The 17,956-nt window shown below is 32.2% G+C and carries 19 protein-coding genes; 6 read left to right on the top strand and 13 right to left on the bottom strand.

The genetic code is table 11. The features are described 5' to 3' along the window. The first annotated feature begins 121 nt into the window (after nt 1-121). From AACZ49_RS09530 to AACZ49_RS09510, 5 genes are all read left to right on the top strand, one after another. The gene (locus AACZ49_RS09530) at nt 122-1,177 is read left to right on the top strand and encodes a serine hydrolase domain-containing protein (protein ID WP_339653973.1); all 1,056 of its coding nucleotides are present in this window, start codon (nt 122-124) and stop codon (nt 1,175-1,177) included. A 63-nt stretch (nt 1,178-1,240) separates the two neighbouring features. Then, the gene (locus AACZ49_RS09525) at nt 1,241-2,095 is read left to right on the top strand and encodes a CPBP family intramembrane glutamic endopeptidase (protein WP_339653972.1); all 855 of its coding nucleotides are present in this window, start codon (nt 1,241-1,243) and stop codon (nt 2,093-2,095) included. A gap of 42 nt (nt 2,096-2,137) precedes the next feature. Further along, entirely contained in the window at nt 2,138-2,869 is a 732-nt protein-coding gene (locus AACZ49_RS09520) for an NAD(P)-binding oxidoreductase (protein ID WP_339653970.1), read from the top strand. Between the two features lie 34 nt (nt 2,870-2,903). Further along, entirely contained in the window at nt 2,904-3,473 is a 570-nt protein-coding gene (locus AACZ49_RS09515) for a hypothetical protein (protein ID WP_339653967.1), read from the top strand. Nucleotides 3,474-3,623: 150 nt separating this feature from the next. Next, nucleotides 3,624-4,223, top strand: coding sequence for a DUF6642 family protein (locus AACZ49_RS09510; RefSeq protein WP_339653964.1), 600 nt, complete (start codon nt 3,624-3,626; stop codon nt 4,221-4,223). 564 nt (nt 4,224-4,787) lie between these two features. On the opposite strand, the gene AACZ49_RS09505 is transcribed toward AACZ49_RS09510, so the two are convergent. From AACZ49_RS09505 to AACZ49_RS09455, 11 genes are read right to left on the bottom strand one after another with little or no spacing between them, the layout of a single operon-like run. After that, on the bottom strand, nt 4,788-5,639 hold the full coding sequence (locus tag AACZ49_RS09505) for a restriction endonuclease (RefSeq protein ID WP_339653962.1): 852 nt from the start codon (nt 5,637-5,639) through the stop codon (nt 4,788-4,790). 12 nt (nt 5,640-5,651) lie between these two features. Continuing rightward, nucleotides 5,652-6,539: a hypothetical protein gene (locus AACZ49_RS09500; protein WP_339653959.1), complete on the bottom strand. Its 888-nt coding sequence runs from the start codon at nt 6,537-6,539 to the stop codon at nt 5,652-5,654. Next, the gene (locus AACZ49_RS09495; RefSeq protein ID WP_339653956.1) at nt 6,536-7,288 is read right to left on the bottom strand and encodes a TIGR00730 family Rossman fold protein; all 753 of its coding nucleotides are present in this window, start codon (nt 7,286-7,288) and stop codon (nt 6,536-6,538) included. The genes AACZ49_RS09500 and AACZ49_RS09495 overlap by 4 nt, the downstream gene beginning before the upstream one ends. A 12-nt stretch (nt 7,289-7,300) precedes the next feature. Beyond that, nucleotides 7,301-8,422 (bottom strand): ABC transporter permease, encoded by a 1,122-nt coding sequence (locus AACZ49_RS09490; RefSeq protein WP_339653953.1) that lies wholly within the window; start codon nt 8,420-8,422, stop codon nt 7,301-7,303. Continuing rightward, nucleotides 8,422-9,528 (bottom strand): ABC transporter permease, encoded by a 1,107-nt coding sequence (locus AACZ49_RS09485; RefSeq protein WP_099569351.1) that lies wholly within the window; start codon nt 9,526-9,528, stop codon nt 8,422-8,424. The genes AACZ49_RS09490 and AACZ49_RS09485 overlap by 1 nt, the downstream gene beginning before the upstream one ends. Continuing rightward, the gene (locus tag AACZ49_RS09480) at nt 9,525-10,253 is read right to left on the bottom strand and encodes an ABC transporter ATP-binding protein (protein ID WP_099569352.1); all 729 of its coding nucleotides are present in this window, start codon (nt 10,251-10,253) and stop codon (nt 9,525-9,527) included. Before AACZ49_RS09480 ends, AACZ49_RS09485 begins: the two co-directional genes overlap by 4 nt. Then, on the bottom strand, nt 10,253-11,155 hold the full coding sequence (locus AACZ49_RS09475) for an ABC transporter ATP-binding protein (RefSeq protein ID WP_339653950.1): 903 nt from the start codon (nt 11,153-11,155) through the stop codon (nt 10,253-10,255). Before AACZ49_RS09475 ends, AACZ49_RS09480 begins: the two co-directional genes overlap by 1 nt. Then, on the bottom strand, nt 11,156-11,626 hold the full coding sequence (locus AACZ49_RS09470; protein WP_339653948.1) for a hypothetical protein: 471 nt from the start codon (nt 11,624-11,626) through the stop codon (nt 11,156-11,158). It abuts the gene before it with no gap. Nucleotides 11,627-11,636: 10 nt separating this feature from the next. Next, entirely contained in the window at nt 11,637-12,539 is a 903-nt protein-coding gene (locus AACZ49_RS09465; RefSeq protein ID WP_339653946.1) for an HlyD family efflux transporter periplasmic adaptor subunit, read from the bottom strand. A gap of 10 nt (nt 12,540-12,549) precedes the next feature. Further along, nucleotides 12,550-13,800 carry a TolC family protein gene (locus tag AACZ49_RS09460; protein WP_339653943.1) on the bottom strand — a complete coding sequence of 417 codons (1,251 nt, stop codon included), beginning with the start codon at nt 13,798-13,800 and terminating at the stop codon, nt 12,550-12,552. Nucleotide 13,801: 1 nt separating this feature from the next. Continuing rightward, nucleotides 13,802-14,416, bottom strand: coding sequence for a TetR/AcrR family transcriptional regulator (locus tag AACZ49_RS09455; RefSeq protein ID WP_099569357.1), 615 nt, complete (start codon nt 14,414-14,416; stop codon nt 13,802-13,804). A gap of 1,302 nt (nt 14,417-15,718) precedes the next feature. Here AACZ49_RS09455 and AACZ49_RS09450 point away from each other — a divergent pair. Continuing rightward, nucleotides 15,719-16,189 (top strand): FKBP-type peptidyl-prolyl cis-trans isomerase, encoded by a 471-nt coding sequence (locus AACZ49_RS09450; RefSeq protein WP_339653936.1) that lies wholly within the window; start codon nt 15,719-15,721, stop codon nt 16,187-16,189. On the opposite strand, the gene AACZ49_RS09445 is transcribed toward AACZ49_RS09450, so the two are convergent. Together AACZ49_RS09445 and AACZ49_RS09440 are read right to left on the bottom strand one after the other, a co-directional pair. After that, nucleotides 16,182-17,444: a hypothetical protein gene (locus AACZ49_RS09445; RefSeq protein WP_339653933.1), complete on the bottom strand. Its 1,263-nt coding sequence runs from the start codon at nt 17,442-17,444 to the stop codon at nt 16,182-16,184. The two genes, AACZ49_RS09450 and AACZ49_RS09445, sit on opposite strands and share 8 nt — an antisense overlap. After that, a complete protein-coding gene (locus AACZ49_RS09440; RefSeq protein ID WP_339653930.1) occupies nt 17,444-17,953 on the bottom strand; it encodes a TlpA disulfide reductase family protein in 510 nt (169 codons plus the stop codon). Before AACZ49_RS09440 ends, AACZ49_RS09445 begins: the two co-directional genes overlap by 1 nt. Nucleotides 17,954-17,956: the final 3 nt, after the last annotated feature.

Here is a 17,956-nt window from a genome sequence, read left to right as displayed (position 1 = left end):
TAATAAATCAATTCATCCATAATATAGTACGGTTCGGTAATTCACAATTTATTTTAATGTAGATCTTAAACATATTTGTATCATCTATAAAAACCAACAGGAATTATAATATTTTAGATTAATGAATACAAACAGGAAAAGAACAAGCAATAGCAAACAAATCTTTAGAATTGTATTATTTGTAGGTACGTTCATTTCATTATGGTTTGTCCCATGGATCTTAGTAAAAGCCTGGATAGTACCACTACCGGGTTCGGTTCAAGAACAAGTAGACCAAACCTTAAGTTATGGTTTTGACGGGGTCATTGTATATGTAGATGAAGTAGGTAAGCCACCAGCATTCTACACGGCTGGTTATCATAACCGAGAACAAAAAATCCCTGCCAACCCAAATGCGTTATTTAAAATCGCAAGTATAAGCAAGCTATATGTTGCAGTTGCTATCACAAAACTAGCTCATGACAAGCATATATCTTTGGATGAAAAACTCTCTGATTATTTTCCCGAACTTTTGGGAAGGATTGAAAATTCAGATAAAATTACTTTGAGAATGATGGTACAACACCGAAGTGGCATTCCTAATTTCACGGACAATCCTGATTTTTGGAAAAATCAACCAAACACCGATGTAGATGTACTTCAATATGCAATCGACTTGCCAGCTGACTTTGAACCAAACAAAGATTATGGGTATTCAAATACCAATTATTTGTTGCTATCTAGAATAATTGAGAATGTGGTAGGTTATAGCCGTCAGCAATATTTCAAGGAGAAAATTTTAATACCACTAGGATTAAAAAATACTTTTGGTTCAATTGATGAAGTAAATCTAGACGATGTTATGAGTGGTTATTATGTTGGTATTGATAAAGACTTCAAAAGCGAAAATAATGGAATGATGCTAGCTACAGCAGAAGATGTTGGCATCTTTTTAAGAGCATTAAACGATGGATCATTACTAAATGAAGAAGAAATGGAAATCTATGCGTCTCTATATGAGTTTAATCATGGAGGTTTGGCTCCAGGTTACCAATGTATAGCAGAATACCATAAAGATATTGATGCCGTGGTTGTTCAATTTATGAACACCACTGATTTTGAAGGTTACCAATGGAATTTGCTACAAATAACGCACAGTCGTGTTGTGAAAATCTTACGTAAGGCAAAGAAATTGTAAAGCATTATTAATAATAATGTAACAAGTTTTACACTATCTCGTCATTATTACAACCAACAGATTATGACTGATTCAATCAAAACTAACAATAAAACCTGGAAAACAATAGCCTTATTTTTAGCTGTTCTTACCATGCTTAGCAGCATTTGCTACTATACCATATTAAAATTAAATCCGACAAGCATCTATATTGGTGCCTTAATGATGTCTCCTGCTATAGCGTCATTTATTACTTTAAAACTAATGGGGCGCTCCATCGTAAGCTTACCGTGGAGTTTAAAAAATACAACGTATTTAAAGCTATCGTATGCATTACCTGTATGTTACACTACCATTTCCTATATATTAATTTGGGTACTTGGCTTCGGCGATATTGGAAATCAAAATACCATTACAGCATGGGCAGAAGAATTAGGAATGACAGCATTCAGCACACCAATGGTTGTGTCCAGTATGATATTGCTGTTAGCTATTGTCGGAGTCGTTAAGAATATTGGTTCCACTTTAGGAGAAGAGATTGGTTGGCGTGGTTTTTTTGTTTTTGAACTTAGAAAGGTAGTATCATTTAAAGGAACATCAATACTTAGTGGATTTATTTGGTCCATTTGGCATTGGCCAATAATTTGGTTAATTTATAATGGAAGTGGAAATTTTATCTTTCATATTGTAGCATTTACCATAATGATTGTGGCTATTTCTATTATCATGACCTATTATACCTTTAAATCCAATAGCCTGTGGCCAGCAGCATTATTTCATTCCGTGCATAATATTTTCATTCAAAAGGTATTTACTCCCATAACAGCCACCAATGAAAGCAGTGCGTTTTGGATAGATGAATACGGTTTTATGATTCCAATTGTCGCGAGTGTTTTTGCCATTGTATTTTTAATAAAGGCTAGAAAAGAAAATTTATAGAATTCAAATTAACAATCAATAATTCATTGTAAACAAAACAGTATGACAGTTTTAGTAGTAGGGGCAAGTGGAGCAACGGGTAGCCAATTGGTTGAGCAACTTCTAATTCAAAAACATAAAGTAAAAATAATTGTAAGATCACCTGAAAAGTTGCCAGAATCATGGAAAACCAATGATAATCTGCAAATTATTTCTGCTAGCCTATTGGCATTAAGCGATAACGAGATGAGTGAAATTGTTAATGATTGTAATGCAGTTGCTTCTTGTCTTGGTCATAATTTAACTTGGAAAGGAGTTTATGGAAAGCCACGCAGACTGGTTACAGATGCTACCCGACGATTATGCGAAGCTATAAAATCAAATAATCTCGAGAGCGTAACAAAGTTTGTTTTAATGAACACTACAGGCAATCGTAATCGCGATCTAAACGAACCTATATCTTTTGCTCAAAAATGTGTTATTGGACTTCTTCGTTTATTATTACCACCTCATGTAGATAATGAAAAAGCCGCAGAATATTTACGAATTCAAATCGGCCAAAACAATACTTCTATTGAATGGGTTGCCGTTAGACCCGATGGTTTAATTAACGAGGACGAAGTTACCGATTATGAGATACATCCTTCACCAACACGAAGTGCAATTTTTAATGCAGGTAAAGTGAGCCGTATTAATGTGGCTCATTTTATGGCTAGCTTAATCACTGACAACACCTTATGGGCTAAATGGAAAGGGCAAATGCCTGTAATCTATAGTAAATCACATCTTCTTTAGCATGTTGACAACAAAAGAATTATAAATCATATATATGATAAATTTGATTAAAATTATTGAGAACAATATATCAGGAAAGAAAGTTTTTTGGCTTTTCATGGTAACCAATCTAGTTTATGGTTTTATGCTAATGGTCACAATTCCGAAAACAATGGCGTTTTCTAACGGAATGAAGTTATTAGATATGATGCCAACAGGCTATAATTTCCTTTATGTAAACAAATTGTTCGGTTCTCTTGGCGACGTAGGACGTGAAACGTATCTAACCAGCCAAATTCCTGTAGATATGTTTTATCCATTACTCTTTAGTGTTTCCTATTGCTTAGTAATGGCATATTTTCTAAAGAAAATAAACAAATTGCATACACCATTTATGTATCTATGCCTCTTACCCGTTATTGCCGGAATTGCAGATTATCTCGAAAATATCGGTATTATTTCTATGCTTAACAACTATCCAGATATCACTGAAACTGCAGTTCAAACAACCAGTATCTTTTCTGTAATAAAAAGCATTTCAACTAGTATATATTTTATAACCTTAATAGCGCTTTTACTACTGTTTGGTATTAAAATAGTAAAAAAAACAAGTAGTACTATTTAAACGGAACGAAGCCCACAGAAATATAATTACTCCAAATTTGAAAACCAGCTGTAGATGGGATCGTAAGGTGTTTGGAAGGGAATTTTATAACAAACGCTAAAAACAATAAAGGAGTTATAGTAGTTTTGTGGCTCATATAATTTAAGGATCTTGCTAGAGAAAAGACACCAATTACCCCAAAATCAATCTATAGATGCAGGCTATTTCATTTATTGTTTAGAAGGGGTTGATGAAATAGAAACGGACAAGGTTACCGAAGCTCAAGAAAACTTGGAACAATTGGCCATGAAATATGGAATAGCAAGTATTTATAAAACATGCGATACCATTGAAGGACTAGAAGATAGCTTAAATGCACTGGTCTTGGATGATCATAATTTCAAAGACTACGAAATCATCTACTTGGTTATGAAAGGTGAAGCAAATAGTATTTGCTTAAATGACTACTACTATAGTTTACAAGAAATTGCAGAACTATTTGAAGGAAGGTTGAAAGGAAAGATCTTACATTTTTCCAATGCAAAAATCCTAGATTTAGACGAAGAGGAAGCGCAATATTTTTTAGATATTACTGGCGCAAAAGCAGTTTCTGGCTATGGTAATAAGTATAATGGAATAAGTAGCTCAAACCTTGACAAAGCATTCTTTAACTTGTTTAAAGAAGATGATAACATGTTAGCTATTGTAGAAGAGCTACACCAAAGACACTACAATGTCTGTAAATTACTTGATTTTAGATTATATTATTAAACCCAGACAAATTTTAGTTGTTACGATAATCTGAAAAGAAGTCTGTTTGATTTTAAATTGTTTCTAATGTGACAATTTAAACCATTTGTATACTAATTATATAAACAACACTTTTTGTACTAAGATGAATACAACTAAAGTAACCCGTTTACAAAAAATACTTGTCAATTTTTACAGATGCGAATTACGAACTTTTAAACGCATTCTTGGCTTAAAGTAAAGATTCGATATCATTTTATACGGCTAAAATATTATCATTAGGTATTACCTTAAAATACTAATAACTTATGGCTATTTGATATAACGTCAAATTATGATTCTTTTTCTGAATCATAATGTTCTTGCGTTATGTAACTTGAGCTTTGGATAAAAGCGAAAGTTGTTACTCAAGTTTTTTGAAAAAATTTCATCCCAAAAGTTTCTTCTACGATGTTAATGGAACACTCTTTTTACGTAACGACGATAGGAGAGAAGTGAATTGTGTGTGGAATGGGATAAAATCACGATTTCTTTTTATAACTCCAATTAGCCAAATTATTCGCAGAACTTCTACAAAGTCTCTTCTTAATTCGGATTGTTTTGACACAATTTATTCACTTCAGTTAAAACACGTTTTATCCTCACTTCTGAAATTCCGATGTTTTTCATTGTTTTAGTCGCATTAGTTAACTCTTTAACTAACACAATATTTTTTTCAATAAGTTGGTGTTTTTCTCTTTTAGTTAGTGTTGTTAAAGTGGTAACAGGATATAAAGCCAATGTATCAATGTTTGCTTTTAGTCCATTATTTTTTGGGTAATCCCAACTCAACAAGGTTAACCCTACACATTTACCATAATTAACAGCGTCTTCTGTAAACCTGGTATTTGATACCAACCAACCTTGTTTTAAATGTGATTTGTTATTTGAATTTGTATTCCATTGTTTCTGAACATCTAAAAATCGAGAATTTATGTACAAAGGAACTTTGACGTTACTTGTTGCTTTAGCATCTGAATGAAACTTACATTCTATAGCATATGTATTTCCCTCTTTTTCAGCCAAGACATCAATTTCATGAGTGACACATTCACCATTTAAAATAACACTCACTTTGGTTTTATATCCTTTTTCTTTTAATAAAGCACCAACCAACCTCTCAAACGGAAAACCTGTAGGACCTAAATCAAAAAGAGCACGTTTTAAACTGTAGCGTGAAGCAGAAACATTATTGTGCTTTTTTAATAAGGAATAGGCCTTTTTATAGATTTCGTTAGAAGAAATACCATCATAAATATAGGGTTGCATTTTGTTTATAATGGTTTCTAATTCTTTTTTAGATGCACCACAATTATAAAGTGATTGTTCTAATTTTTTAATTGAAAAAAGTTCGATTTCTTCAGTGCTTTTCTTTACAAAGAGTTGCTTTCCATTCATGATTTGTTAATTTTAAAAACGTAATATTTCGGTCATAATTCCAAAACGGATAATTGATAATTGGTGTTCAAAATAAATATTATAATAGTCCATTCCTTGATAAAATTGAACAAACAATCCTATATCTTCTAAAAACTTTGGATGGTAATAAAAAGTAAGACTTGCATTGAATCTATCTAAATCAAAAACTTTCAAGTCATTATAACTATCGAGCATAAGGGTTGTTTCAACTTTTAAAGAAAAATTAGCTCTTTCATTTTCATCATCCTTTAATGGAAACTTAAACGACGTAAATGAGTTATGCCATCTTAAACCACTATACTTACCATGTAATTCTTGAAGCATCCAACTTTTTGGGTTAACTTCTATAGAGCTTTTTATGGTTTTAATTGCTTTCAGCTTGTTACTATATGCTGTTTTAAGAAAACCTAATTCAAAAAAATTAGTCGCAAAATTCCCTGTTAGTAAATTGATTGTGTTGTCTTCATTATAAAAATCACCATCTTGCCCATTAGAATGATGCACTATTTTCCCGAATAAAATCAAGCAATTCAAAGCCTCTTTTTTATTTGCTTTATAATAAAACGAAACCTGTGGGATATAACTTGGTGTTCGTACAGGATAGGAATTTTCACTATACATCCTGATTGTTATTTGTGGTGTTAACACAGCCAAAAGTTTAGAATCTTTTCGTTGCCTGATAACAAATGATGGATTAACATTTGCTTCAAACATAAGAGGTTCTATGTTCCCAATATCTGTTGGAAAAGTTATGTAGCTATCGGTTTGATTGATTAATGTTATTTTGTATAAATCAAGCTGTGGAAGAGTATCTGCTTTCTTTTGTGAAAAAATAAAATGTGTTGTAAATAAAATTAATATGTATACTATATTCTTCATGAATCATTTTTTTCACGTTCTCCTAACCACCATTTTGGTTCGACTTGTTTTTTTACCAATCCGAATTTTTTAATGGAATACGTTTCAATATGTGTAATTAAATCTTCTACAGAATCAGTTACAAAAAGTAGTTTCATATCTTCAGGACTGATGCTTTCATTTTCTGCCATTAAATTAATATGTTGGCATAGTTCTTTATGATATTCCTTATCGAAAATAACCACTGGAAAATCTTGAATTACTTTGGTTTGAATAAGGGTTAATGCTTCAAACAGTTCGTCTAAAGTGCCAATACCACCAGGCATCACAACAAAAGCAAACGAATATTTTACAAGAATAACTTTACGTAAAAAAAAGTATGGAATATTAATCCACTTATGTAAATATGGATTTGGTTTTTGTTCAAACGGTAATATAATATTGCAACCAACCGAGTTTCCACCAGCTTCAAAAGCACCTTTATTGGCAGCTTCCATAATTCCAGGTCCACCACCTGTCATTACTGTAAATCCTGTTTTTGCTAAAGCAGCACCAATTTTTTCGGCATTTTTATAATGATCAGAATCTTTTGTAAATCTTGCAGAACCAAATACAGTAATACATGGTCCAATAAAATGCATTTTCCGAAAGGCTTTTATAAAATTAAAAAGCACTTTAAAAGCAAAGGATAATTCCTTAAAACGTGAGAGAGGACCTCTAACAAACAAAGATTCATCTTTAGATAACTTTATTTTTTTATCAGTCTTCATATTTACTGTTTTTTAGGTCGTTTTTTTGTAACTCCAAACTGCTAATCCGTTCATTATGAATGCATATAGCAATGTTTTTAATAGTTGTGGAAGAATATCCATAAACCCAGAACCTTTAAGCATAACCATACGCATGACTTCAACAAAGTATTTTATTGGATTAAATTCTGTGAGAATTTGAGCCCATTCTGGCATACTTTCAATAGGCGTGAACAAGCCACTCATTAAAATAAAAATAACGGTAAAAAACCAGGCAATAAACATGGCTTGCTGTTGTGTGTCTGTAAAATTTGAAATAAATAAACCTATTCCTAAAATGACCAAAATATAAATGGATGTATAGAAATACATAAGTACTAAACTACCAACCATTGGAACATCAAAAATTAGTTTGGCAATAATTAATCCTATAGTTAATAAGCCAATCCCAATCACCCAAAAGGGAAATAGCTTCCCAATAATAAACTGACTTTTTTTAATTGGTGTAACGTTAATTTGCTCTAAAGTGCCTATTTCTTTTTCCCTTACGATGTTCATTCCTGATAAGAATAAGGTAATCATAGTTACCAGCAAAACCAGTATTCCTGGAACCATAAAAGTTTTATAATTTAAGGTTTCATTATACCAGAATAGCGGAATAGTTTCGATAGTAATTGGTTGTATTTGTTTGTCTGAAACCTGTAATAAATCGACTTTTAAATTTTGATTAAAATTCTGTACAATTTGTGTCACATAAACATTTTCTACTCCAGCTGCTGCGCCATCAATAGCATTGATTGTTATACCTAAGCTGTTATATTTTTCTTTTTGTAAATCACGTTCAAAGTATTGCGGAATTTCCAAAACTACATCTACTTCGCCGTTTAACATGGATGAACTTGCTAATCCTTCAGATGGAAAATCTGTTAATACATCAAAATATGTAGATGCATTAAATTTTTCTACTAACGCTCGCGATGTTGATGTGTGGTCGTTATCTATATAGCCAAATTTGATGTTTTTAACTTCAAAAGTTGCAGCATTAGATAATATTACTAGTTGCAATAATGGCAAAACAAAAATGATAGGAAGCATTCCTTTATTTCTAAAGATTTGCTTGAACTCTTTTTGTATGATGTAAAGAATTATTTTCATTATTCTAATCTGATTTTATATTTCTTTACACTCAATGCAATAAAAAACACAGTCATTCCTAAAAGAATCAAGGTTTCTTTCCATACAAATTGCAATCCAACACCTTTGAGCATGATGCCTTTAATGATTATGATGAACCATTTGGCAGGAATAATATTACTAATCATTTGTAGAGGTAAAGGCATACTTGAAATAGGAAAAATAAAACCTGATAATAATATTACAGGAAGCATTAATCCCATTAAAGAAATCATCATGGCAGTTTGTTGTGTTGCTGAAATTGTTGATATTAAAATCCCTAAAGCTAAAGCTGAAATGATAAATAGAATGCTCTCTAGAGCCAGTAAAAACAAGCTGCCTTGAACAGGCATTTTGAAAATGAAAATACTCAACATTACAATGACTACTGCATTGATTATCGATAGAAAAATATAAGGAAACACTTTTCCAACAATCACCTGAAATGGCTTTAATGGAGAAACTAAGAGGATTTCCATTGTGCCCAATTCTTTTTCTCTTGTAATTGAAATAGAAGTCATCATTGCAGAAACTAACATTAAAATAATGGTCATTACTCCAGGCACAAACATGTACACGCTTTTTAATTCTGGATTGTAAACCATTCGTGTTTCTGGAACTATTTGATAAGTAATAGTGATGTCTTTGTTTAATTCTTTTTGGTACTGTAATAGTATAGCATTGATGTAATTACTTATTGTATTGGCTGTGTTTGGGTCTGTTGCATCTGTAATAATTTGAACCGATGCTTTGTGTTCTTTAATTAGGTTTTTACTGAAATCTTTTTCAAAGTTTAAAACCGCTTTCACATGACCTTTTTGAAAAACGGAAGCAATATCTGCTTCACGAGTTACTATTTGTTTGATACTGAAATATTTTGATGCAGAAATTTTATTAATGATTTCTTTTGTAGTTGCATCTTTTGAATGGTCTAAAATAGCAATATCAACATTGTTGATTTCATTGGTAATAGCGAAACCAAACAATAAAATTTGGGCAATTGGCATACCGAAGAGAATAAACAATGAGCGTCTATCTCTAAAAATATGGTAGAATTCTTTTTTTATAAAGCCTATAAAACGTTTCATCCTCTTGCTAGTTTTAAGAACACATCATTCATATTTGCAGCTTTGAACTTCTCTTTTAGTTTTTTTGGTGTATCTAAAGCTTCTATTTTTCCATTTACCATAATAGATACGCGATCACAATATTCAGCTTCATCCATATAATGTGTGGTCACGAAAACGGTTGTTCCTTGGTTAGCTGCTTTGTAAATCATTTCCCAAAACTGTCGTCTGGTAATTGGGTCAACGCCTCCTGTTGGCTCATCTAAAAACACAATTTTAGGATCATGTATTAAAGACACTGAAAAGGATAATTTTTGCTTCCAACCTAAAGGCAAAGATCCAACCAATGTATTGGCTACTTTCTCTAATCCTAATTCTTGAATCAATATTTCTGATTTTTCTTTGATACGTTTTATTGACAAGCCATAAATACCTCCAAAAAACGTAATATTTTCTTTTACTGTTAAATCGTCGTACAAAGCAAATTTCTGACTCATATAGCCAATGTTCTTCTTGATATCCTCAGCATTTGTAAACACATTAAATCCTGCAACATTGGCTTTTCCTGACGTAGGATTAGAAATACCAATTAGCATTTTCATGGCTGTCGTTTTTCCTGCACCATTGGCTCCTAAAAATCCAAATATTTCACCTTTTTCAATGTCGAATGTAATGGCGTTTACAGCTGTGAAATCACCGAACATTTTGGTTAATCCTTCTACTTGTATGACTTTGTTATGATTCATTATTTTGCTAATTCCATAAAGGTATCTTCAATTGTAGCTATTGTTTTTTCAATTTCAATATCAGTTAAGTTTTTTGTTTCTAAATACATCTTTAATTCTTTCTGATTAAAATCTGCTCTCTTATCTGTATAATGAACGAACTCACCAAATGGATATACACTATGGTTATATTCATAATCATTTAAACTATTAATTAGCTGATACATATTATTTGCACGTACGTTATAAATTGGTTTGGAATAGTGTTTTACAATCGCTTTTGGTGTATCAATTTCTAGAATTTTGCCATCTTGAATAAGTGCAATTCTATCACACAAAGCCGCTTCGTCCATATAAGGCGTTGATACTAATATGGTAATTCCTTTTTGTTGCAAACGTTTCAACATGTCCCAAAATTCTTTTCGGGAAACTGGGTCAACTCCAGTTGTAGGTTCATCTAAAAACAACACTTTTGGTTTATGAATTAACGCACAACACAACGCTAATTTTTGCTTCATTCCTCCAGATAATTTACCTGCACGACGATCTTTAAAGGGTTCAATCTGTACGTAAATGTCTTTTATTAAATCGTAGTTTTCTTCGATTGTAGTTCCGAAAATAGTTGCGAAAAAGTTTAAGTTTTCTTCAACAGTTAAGTCATGATACAATGAGAATTTCCCTGGCATGTAACCAACACTATTTCTAATCATTTTATAGTCTGAAATCACATCAAAACCTGCAACTGTTGCAGTACCTTCATTTGCTATTAAAAGCGTAGTCAGAATTCTAAATAATGTTGTTTTTCCTGCTCCATCAGGACCAATCAATCCAAAAAGTTCATTTTCTTTTACTTCAAAAGAAATATCTTGTAAAGCTTTTACGTTTTTATAGGATTTTGATATGTTGGAAATTGTAATACTCATTTATTCAAAATAATCAGAATATGCATTCAAATTTTCAACTATACTTTGCTTTATTTTTGAAGCATCACTAATATCATTGGTTTCTGTTAAAGCAGTAACTTTTTCTATGAGTGGATACAACCAAATGTGTAAATTATCATGAGAAGCACCTTTCATTGTGCACTCTTTTACTACTTTGTTTTTCATTGCGTTTAGTTTGTTTGCTAAGAGATGATATTCTTCAATAGTTGTAGTTGCTTGTGTTTTTAATAACTTTTGCATTTTAATGACACCTTCAGTAGTTTCAATGTTTGCTTCCCATTTTGAACCATCATTTAATTGAATATCATTCATCCATTGCGTGCTTAAAATGGCATCTACTTGTTCTTGTACAGGTTCTTCAGAATTACTGTTTTTCTCTTTCTTTTCTGTGTTTTTACAACTTGCAACTACTGTTGTAATTATTAAGATAATGAATACTGACTTTTTCATAATTATATAATTAATTGTTATTAGAATTTTCGATCCATAGTTCTGCTGGCATACCAATTTTTAAGCTTCCATCATTGGTAACATCTATTTTCACAGCATAAACCAAAGCCACACGTTCTTCTTTAGTTTGAATAATTTTTGGCGTGAATTCGGCTTCTGAAGCGATCCAACTCACAACACCTTTGTACGATTTTATTTCGTCTGCATCATCAATTTTCACAGTAACTTCTTGACCTATTTTTAAGTCTGCTAATTGCGTTTCGCTAATGTAGACTCGTAATTGCATTGTGTTTAAATCGGCAATTTTATAGAGTGGTTTTCCAAAAGAGGTAATCTCATTTGGTTCGGCATATTTGGTTAAAACTGTGCCGTTTATTGGATTTTTAATTTTACTTTTTTCAATTTGGTCATCAATTTGTTTTAGCTGAACATCAATTGATTTCAATTCGTTAACAACAGGAGCATTCTGGATTTCTACACTTCTTATTTGATTTTTAATCACATCAATTTCTCCAGTAACATCATCTAATTGTTTTTGTGTGCCTGCATTATCTTTAATGAGATTTTCAGTTCTTGCTTTATTCGTGTTTGCCGTTTTCAATTTGGAATTTAAAACAGCTATTTGTGAGAGTACACCTTTAGATTTTGAACTAATTACAGCTTTTGAAACTTCTAATTGCTCTTGTTTTAATGCTAATGGAATCGTATCGATATAACCAATAAATTGTTCTTTTTGAAGAACGTCACCTTCATTAACATCAAACTGCATTAATTTTCCATTATTTTCTGCTGAAATAGTGATTTCTGTAGCTTCAAAATTTCCGTAACCATCTGCTTTTTTGTTATCGTTTCCGCAGGAAAACAAGCTAAAAGTTATGATGCTTAATCCTAATATATAGTTGTGTTTTTTCATTTTAATAAATTTACTGTCCTTTTATGACGTTGTAATTTACTTTAGCAAGTTGTAACTGAATTTGATGTTTTACCAAGGTGTTCTCATCTTCGTATAAGTTGGTGAGTTCTGTAATATATGCAGAAGACGTAATGACTCCATTTTTAAGCTGTGAATCTGCAATTTGTAAGACTTCTTTTCTAAGATTAATAATCTGAGTATCTGATGCAATAATGGTCTTCATTTTATCAATTTCTTTTTGTTGTTGATTCAATTTAATATTGGTATTTAGTTTGAAAGTTTCAGTTTCAGTATCTATAACGTCTTTGTTAATTGTTAATGATTTGCGCTGTTTTTTGTTAGAATTCCAATCGAAAACATTCCAATTCAATTTAACACCAACTGTATAAAATGTTTGAAATGAATTATCAAGCATATTTAATCCTGGGTTACCATAACCACCTACTGCAAAACCTTGAAATTTTGGAGCATTTTGTTTAGACATCAAGTTTTCTGAATTTTCAATTTCTTCTTTTTTAAGTTGAAATAATTCCAGTTCAGGTCTTTTTAGTTCCGTTTGCAATTGCGTTTCTATAAGAGGATTTTGAAATAGGGTAGAAGTACCCAATGGTTTACTTATTAAACTTGAAAGCGTTTCTATGAGTACTATTTTATTGCTTTCCAATTCTTGAAATTGTTGACTTATTTTCAATAATTCAGCTTCCAAAATTTTATCAGAAGAAGGTGAAATAACACCAAATTTAATACCAGATTGAACTTCTTTAAGTTTAGCTTTTAATTGTGTTTCTTTAGCGTTCAATAATAACTCAGATTCCTGAGACAATAGAATAGAAAAATAAAGTTGGTTAATTTGCTGTTTGAGTTGGTACAAACTCACTTCAACTTGTTTCTGCTTGGATTTTAACTGCGTAGATTTTACCTTTATTGAAGCATCGACTAAACCTCCATTATAAATCAACTGATTTACAGAAACTGTTGCACGATATTGGTCTTTGTTTAACGTTTCTATGTCAACATTTGGAATTGGAATTTCAATAACATCAGATTGATACGTTGCTTGAGCATCTAAACTAAATTGAGGCAGTTTTGTATTGGAAATAATTTCTGAATCTAATTTGTTTTGTACTTCAAAGAGATGTGATTGTTTTGCTAATGGATAATTTTGAGCCATTAAACTGTAACATTCTTCTAATGTGATGCTTTGTTGCGCCACACTTGTTAGTGTTGTTAGGATTGATATAATAATTATAAAGCGTTTCATTTTATGTGTTCTTTATAGAATTGATGATAAAGTTTGAAACTTCAGTTTTTCGATCAATCATAAGTTGTTTAAAAGCTTTTTTATTAGTGTTTGTAAACGCTAAAATTAAAGGCTTCGCAACAAACGGAAATATGTTAAGCGCTAGAATATTGATAAATAATTGTTCAGCACTTATTGGTTTAATAATGCCTTTTTCAACTTCAATAGCAACTTGTTTTTTAAATTTTTCTAGATTTGGAAACCCTTTGTTTTCTTTTAATTTTAAAATGAAATCGGGTTTTCTATTTAATTCCTGAATAATAAAATTGGGTAAATAAGGATGCTTAACAATAAACGATATATAGCTTGCTGTAAAATGTTTAATTTTGTTTTCAATTGAAGAATCGTCATTTAAAATAGCATTTAATTGAGGTGCTAACAATGAAAATGCATTTTTAAAAACAGCTTCAAAAAGTAATTGTTTGCTTCTATAATAATAATGTAGCATTGCTTTATTAATTCCAGCATTATCTGCTATTTCTTGCATACGCGCGCCTTCCATTCCTTTGGTTTGAAAGACGTTTTTTGCTGCATCCAATATTTGCTCTTCGGTATTTTCGTCTTTTGTTTGTTTCATAATTAACTATACGGTTTAACCATTTGGTTAACAAATATATCATGTTTTTTAAATTTATTATATGATAAATGTCATTTAAAATCAATTTTTAACTTGGCCTCATAAAATTTTGGTTAAAACAATAGGCGAAAAGAGCGTACATATTTTAGGGAGTTAGTAATACAGTTTTTCTAGGTTTTCAATTATACAAGGGATTTCAAAGCAATCTTAAGCAGTTACAATCTTTCCTAAAATATAGCGAATGAGCCGTTAATTGTTTCCAAAATTATATGCAGCCTTGAATTTTTGTTTCTTTTGTTTCAAGACAAAAGACAATGAAACTTTAAAAGAAAACTTCAATTAAAAGACTAAATATAACAAGTGTATGGAAATTTGCTCGCAGAGAAATTTTATACTCTTGTGGCAAGTTGACGAGAATCGCTTAAAATTTTTTATTGCTTACATTTTGTCGAATACGCGATTTTTAAAACATAGCAAAAAGGTTAGCTTTTATAATGCGCTGGCAAGCGGCTGGAAATTGCGTATAAAATAAATTACAATAGTAATTTGATTTTATCAAAGCAATCAACGTTGGCAGCGGATATTTTACATAACGTCAAATTATAGTTACATTTTAATTGCCTAAATGCTAATCGCTGAGAATCGCTTAAAAAATATAATCTTGATAATTGTACAGAATATTCAAGTTTACGAGAAGCTCTATTTTACATAGTATCATTATAGCTACATTAAATACGAACATTAATTGCCAACGCACCATCTGTGTTATAAATTGCTTCATCCACAGGATAAACCAATATTATAAAATGTACTATAATTTATATTATGTAAAATAGAATATTTAAGGTAGCCTCTCAATCATTCCGTAATTAACCATAGTAGTATACTTCTATAGTTTTACAAATAAGTCATACCGCAGCAGCTCACCATACTTTTTATATCCAATTTTAAAATAAAAACCTCAATAATTAGGATCACATAAAAAAATATTTTATTTTTATTTAATAAAATAATCAATTTGAACGATAGCCAAAATTTTGTTCTCCTTTCTGAAGACAATACCTATTACGTGGAGTATCTTATTGGACACCTCGTTTTAGCAAATAGCATTACCGAAGCCGTCATTTTTGATTCTCAGGTTCAGGCTATAAAATTTCAAAAATACCTTTACAAACACTGTAGCATTAAGTTTTCAGTGAACACCTTTATCCAATAACATCTTTCCATTTCATTTAATGGTTAATAGAACTTAAAATTATAGTCAGCTATTTAACTAGATGATATCTTCACCAAAAAATAATTATGAAATACGCTGTATTCCTTTTTCTTATGACCTTAATGGTGTCATGTAATTCCAATGATTCTAATGCTCCGCTTCAAGAACCTTTCGATTATTCTGAGATTAATGAGCAAGATATCAATGCCTACCTCACTGCCAATGATTTAGTTTCCGTAAAAACGGCATCTGGATTACACTACATCATTGAAAATCAAGGAGATGGAGAAAAACCAAATACCTCTTCTAATGTAACGGTTGCCTACAAAGGATATTTTCTAAATGGTACTGTTTTTGACCAAAGTGCTGGTGAAGGTCTAAGTTTTGGACTTAACCAGGTTATTGAAGGTTGGACAGAAGGAATCCCCTATTTTAATGAAGGTGGCAACGGTGTATTGTTAGTGCCTGCACACTTAGGCTATGGCAGTTTCGATTATAGCACCATACCTGGCGGTTCTGTTTTGGTTTTTGATATCAACCTTATTTCAGTTAATTAAACGTAAATGCGCCTACTGGCATCTTTGCTGTTTGTATTTTAGACGTTGATGCCGATTGCTCCGTCCAAGCAAAATAAAGGGTTTCTTCAACAATTTCCATTTGGGGAAATCCTGATTTTCGAGAACCATCCAGTTCTGCAATAACTTGTTTACTAGACATGGTGCCTTCTTTTGAAACAACCATCGCATTAAAAATGGCCAGTTTGCCTTTCGATTCCACCCAACTTACGACGACCTTATCTTCATCCATCCAAAGTACATCTACCCTGCCCATAACCATGCCTTCTGTGATGAGTATTGGTTCTTGAAAATTCGCTCCACCATCGGTTGAAAATACCAGCTTTACTTTTGGGTCATTTTCAGCACCTGTAAACCAAGCAACTGCGACCTCGTTACCCAAAACCGCTACTTTTGGTCCGTTTACCGGGCATCCTTTTATTTGCCAATTATCTTCATGTATTACTTTAGGTGCTGTAAAGCTTCCATCTACCCACCGAACAATACTAATATCACGAATTTCCTCTTCCGAGCGACTGCGATAAATAACGATTGGTCCATTATCGGTTATGGCCGATGTAGTCTGGCAACAATCGCAGGTACGCGTATCTAATTCATACTCTTGCAATAGCTCACCTGTGGTCGATACGACCCCTGCCCTTAGTGTCATCGCTCCGCGCTCCCCTACTTCATTTTCTTGGGTATTTCGACCATCGAGCCAATTCACAAAGAAGTTGTTGTTATAGGGTTCTATACTTACAAAACCATGCTCTGTTGGTGTACCATCGGTATGTAATAGCATATCGGTTTTCCATACTGTAGCGCCCTTTGGCTTTACGTTCATCTTAATATCATAGGAATACGTGCCTGCGGTAGATTTCTTTAATACATGCGACCATAAACTGCCGTTATTCTCACTAATCATTGGGTAATCGGCCCAATTCACGAACCAATCGCTACCACTTAGAATTGTCTGCGGTTTTTGCCATACGCCATCGACCAATTCTGCATAATACATGGTATGTAATGTGTCGCCTACGGTTTCTACCCAAGAAAGTAGCGAAACGTCTTTATTCGACATTAAGTGCGGTAAAGAGCTCGATTCGCCCGCTGGAGAAATCATTTCTTGAACTACCGAAACTTTTGCTTCTGGTATTTCTTGCTTTGTTTCCTGTTTTGCTTCTTGTTTTGCTTCTTGTTTACAACCGATAAGGGTTAATGCTATAATTAGTGTATAGAAATATGAAGTTGTACGCATTATTGTATTTTTCTTAGTTGTTCTATCATTTCTGGACTATCCCACGTCATTCCGCCATCAAATCGTGATACCTGCTCCCCTGCTTCGTTATATATCAACGTAACGGGTAAGGCACTTATTTTTTGTTCGGCATATACTCCGTTGTACTTAATGTATTTAAAATCGAATCCTCGAGCTTCCTTAAAATCTGATATTTTCTTCAACGATTGGTCTGAAGCGAATAGAAAAACATAGTTCTCTTGTTCTAAAATACCTTGTAATTTTAATAAAGCCGGCATTTCTTCAATACAGGGTCTGCACCACGTTGCCCAATAATTTAAAAGTATCCGTTTTCCTTTATAATCGGTCAATTCAACAGGGGTACCGGCTAAATCTTCATATACCGATGTTGACGTTTTTTCTTTGTCAACCGTTATCGCTTCTGGTGCTACGTTCTGTTTTTCCTTTACCTCTCTGCAGCCTAAAAATAGTATGCTCAAGACTAAAAAAAGTAGGATTGGTTTCTGCATTGT

This window comes from uncultured Maribacter sp. (genome assembly GCF_963975365.1).
Taxonomy (GTDB): domain Bacteria; phylum Bacteroidota; class Bacteroidia; order Flavobacteriales; family Flavobacteriaceae; genus Maribacter.
Note: the sequence above shows the minus strand (reverse complement) of the source record. Positions and strands in the feature narration are given on the sequence as shown.

What these genes read in the sequence shown, in the direction of transcription:
- AACZ49_RS09530 (WP_339653973.1), top strand. Translation starts at nt 122, where the DNA reads ATGAATACAAACAGGAAAAGAACAAGCAATAGCAAACAAATCTTTAGA.
- AACZ49_RS09525 (WP_339653972.1), top strand. Translation starts at nt 1,241, where the DNA reads ATGACTGATTCAATCAAAACTAACAATAAAACCTGGAAAACAATAGCC.
- AACZ49_RS09520 (WP_339653970.1), top strand. Translation starts at nt 2,138, where the DNA reads ATGACAGTTTTAGTAGTAGGGGCAAGTGGAGCAACGGGTAGCCAATTG.
- AACZ49_RS09515 (WP_339653967.1), top strand. Translation starts at nt 2,904, where the DNA reads ATGATAAATTTGATTAAAATTATTGAGAACAATATATCAGGAAAGAAA.
- AACZ49_RS09505 (WP_339653962.1), bottom strand. Translation starts at nt 5,639, where the DNA reads ATGAATGGAAAGCAACTCTTTGTAAAGAAAAGCACTGAAGAAATCGAA.
- AACZ49_RS09500 (WP_339653959.1), bottom strand. Translation starts at nt 6,539, where the DNA reads ATGAAGAATATAGTATACATATTAATTTTATTTACAACACATTTTATT.
- AACZ49_RS09495 (WP_339653956.1), bottom strand. Translation starts at nt 7,288, where the DNA reads ATGAAGACTGATAAAAAAATAAAGTTATCTAAAGATGAATCTTTGTTT.
- AACZ49_RS09490 (WP_339653953.1), bottom strand. Translation starts at nt 8,422, where the DNA reads ATGAAAATAATTCTTTACATCATACAAAAAGAGTTCAAGCAAATCTTT.
- AACZ49_RS09485 (WP_099569351.1), bottom strand. Translation starts at nt 9,528, where the DNA reads ATGAAACGTTTTATAGGCTTTATAAAAAAAGAATTCTACCATATTTTT.
- AACZ49_RS09480 (WP_099569352.1), bottom strand. Translation starts at nt 10,253, where the DNA reads ATGAATCATAACAAAGTCATACAAGTAGAAGGATTAACCAAAATGTTC.
- AACZ49_RS09475 (WP_339653950.1), bottom strand. Translation starts at nt 11,155, where the DNA reads ATGAGTATTACAATTTCCAACATATCAAAATCCTATAAAAACGTAAAA.
- AACZ49_RS09470 (WP_339653948.1), bottom strand. Translation starts at nt 11,626, where the DNA reads ATGAAAAAGTCAGTATTCATTATCTTAATAATTACAACAGTAGTTGCA.
- AACZ49_RS09465 (WP_339653946.1), bottom strand. Translation starts at nt 12,539, where the DNA reads ATGAAAAAACACAACTATATATTAGGATTAAGCATCATAACTTTTAGC.
- AACZ49_RS09460 (WP_339653943.1), bottom strand. Translation starts at nt 13,800, where the DNA reads ATGAAACGCTTTATAATTATTATATCAATCCTAACAACACTAACAAGT.
- AACZ49_RS09455 (WP_099569357.1), bottom strand. Translation starts at nt 14,416, where the DNA reads ATGAAACAAACAAAAGACGAAAATACCGAAGAGCAAATATTGGATGCA.
- AACZ49_RS09450 (WP_339653936.1), top strand. Translation starts at nt 15,719, where the DNA reads ATGAAATACGCTGTATTCCTTTTTCTTATGACCTTAATGGTGTCATGT.
- AACZ49_RS09445 (WP_339653933.1), bottom strand. Translation starts at nt 17,444, where the DNA reads ATGCGTACAACTTCATATTTCTATACACTAATTATAGCATTAACCCTT.
- AACZ49_RS09440 (WP_339653930.1), bottom strand. Translation starts at nt 17,953, where the DNA reads ATGCAGAAACCAATCCTACTTTTTTTAGTCTTGAGCATACTATTTTTA.